General features: G+C 45.6%; 1 protein-coding gene. It reads right to left on the reverse strand.

Going from position 1 to position 2105, the window contains the following annotated elements:
- A partial coding sequence (locus OGM63_RS28195) for an AAA-like domain-containing protein (protein WP_263749049.1) occupies nt 1–2080 on the reverse strand: 2080 nt, incomplete at its 3' end.
- Nucleotides 2081–2105 lie beyond the last annotated feature (25 nt).

The raw sequence follows: 2105 nt of genomic DNA on the forward strand, positions 1-2105 counted from the left end.
TACTTACAGATGAGGAATGTCCAGTTAAGGTGCGAATTAGTTTGCCGGTGGAGATATCCCAGATTTTGATGGTGTTGTCAGAACTTCCAGAAGCAACGGTTTTGCCATCACTGCTAAATGCGACGCTACTTACAGATGAGGAATGTCCAGTTAAGGTGCGAATTAGTTTGCCGGTGGAGATATCCCAGATTTTGATGGTGTTGTCAGAACTTCCAGAAGCAACGGTTTTGCCATCACTGCTAAATGCGACGCTCCATACAGATGAGGAATGTCCAGTTAAGGTATTTGTTTCTTGAATCTCCGCTAAAATCTCTTGGATGCTCAATATGGGACTCAAAGCAGGGTAATCGACAATCGAGGGCTTTTCTTTCACCAAGTTTTTAAGAGTTTGCCCAGCTTGCATTGCCATGACTAAACTTTGAACACTTTCAGCTTTATTCAACTTAAACCGTTCTAAGGCAGAACTACCCTCACGTTCGACTTCACCAGCAGTAAAAGCGTTTTGTCTAGCTTGTTCTGTCAGTGCTGCTACTCCGACAGCTCCCAGCAGTGTCACTCCCAAAATAGCAGCACCAATATAAGTTTGTCGTCGGGTTTTTTGTTGCGCTTGCGCTAACCGCTGATTCGCTTGTTTCTCTTCTTCTAAAGCGATTTCTGCTTTCTGTCGTGCATCAGCTAATATTTGCTTTGCCTGTCTTTCCGCATCCAAGGCAATTTGCACTTCTTGCCGGTCTAACTGCTGACTAGCTGCTAAAAATTGATAATCTTGATCGCTTAAACTTTTGCCCACTGTCCATGTCTGAGCATCTCGCAATGTTTGCCCCCGCAACAAACGCGATTCATCTTGACAACCGGAATCTAACCACGCTGTTAACGCTTGTGCATAGGGACGCAGTTTGGCAAATGCTTGATCGACCCAACTTTGATTAAAAACCGATGCGTAAATGCGGTTAGAAACTCTTAATCCCTGCTCCTTCACAACCAACCCGGAAAGCCGCAATTCCATTTGCTCGGAACTGTCATCACTTGCGATCCCCCCTTCTCCCCCCTTTTCAAAGGGGGGTTGGGAAGATTGCAATATTTGCTGATATAATCCCAACAATCTGCCAGCACGCTGCTGATTTTGCAACAAGCGATCGCGTATCGTCCTTAAATGCTCCGGTTCATCCTGGGATTCCCAATTTCTGATAATGTGCGATCGCACTAACTCTTCAATAAGACGTTCCAGCGGAACGTCTCTACATTCTTCCCCAGTCCCGACTTGTAGAGACGCGAAATTTCGCGTCTCTACAAGTACAGAGTCCCCAGTCCCCAGCAATTTACAAATCTTCTGGGTGAGAAACGGTTGTCCACCTGTCCAAGTTAAAATTTCTCGCAGTACAGCTTGCGGATTACTAATCCCCACAAAGCCTTCAGTTAATGGTTGAGCTTCGTCGAATTGAAAACCCGTGAGTGCGATCGCTCTACCAATATTAAACGGCGTCCGCTTTTTATCCGCAATCAAATCTGAAGGTGTCGCTACCCCAAACAACGCAAAAGTAATCCGCTTGTACTCTGGATTATCCGCACGCAAGTTATAGCAACTTCTAATTAAAGCAAAAAAATCGTCTATCGAAAAACCCAAACTCAGGATGCTATCAATCTCATCCACAAAAATGACAATTTGTCCAGAAATCTCCACCAACAAAACATCTTCGATAAACTTGCCCAATCGCTGCACCGGAGAGAGTAAACTGTGACTCTCCCACCAGCTATCCAAATCAAACCTATCGTATAAACGCAAACTGCCAACTATACTATCAATCACCCCCGCATACCATTGCTCAGGTGTGATATCCCAAGTTCCAATCATGGTAATATCAATTGCCGCACAAGCAACTCCCTCACCTTGCAAGCGTTCCATAGTTCTTACCCGCAAGCTAGATTTACCCATTTGCCGCGAGTTCAGCACATAACAAAACTCCGCTGCCTTCAAACCAATGTATAAATCATCATCTGCCTGCCGCGTCACGTAAGTGGGAGCATCAGCCGGTAGACTTCCCCCAACTTGATATTCATACTTTGGGTGGGGTGGTTTCATTGGAGGGAGGGGAGATGGGGGGGCA

Source organism: Plectonema radiosum NIES-515 (genome assembly GCF_025753815.1).
GTDB classification, from domain to species: Bacteria; Cyanobacteriota; Cyanobacteriia; order Cyanobacteriales; family Nostocaceae; genus Hassallia; species Hassallia radiosum_A.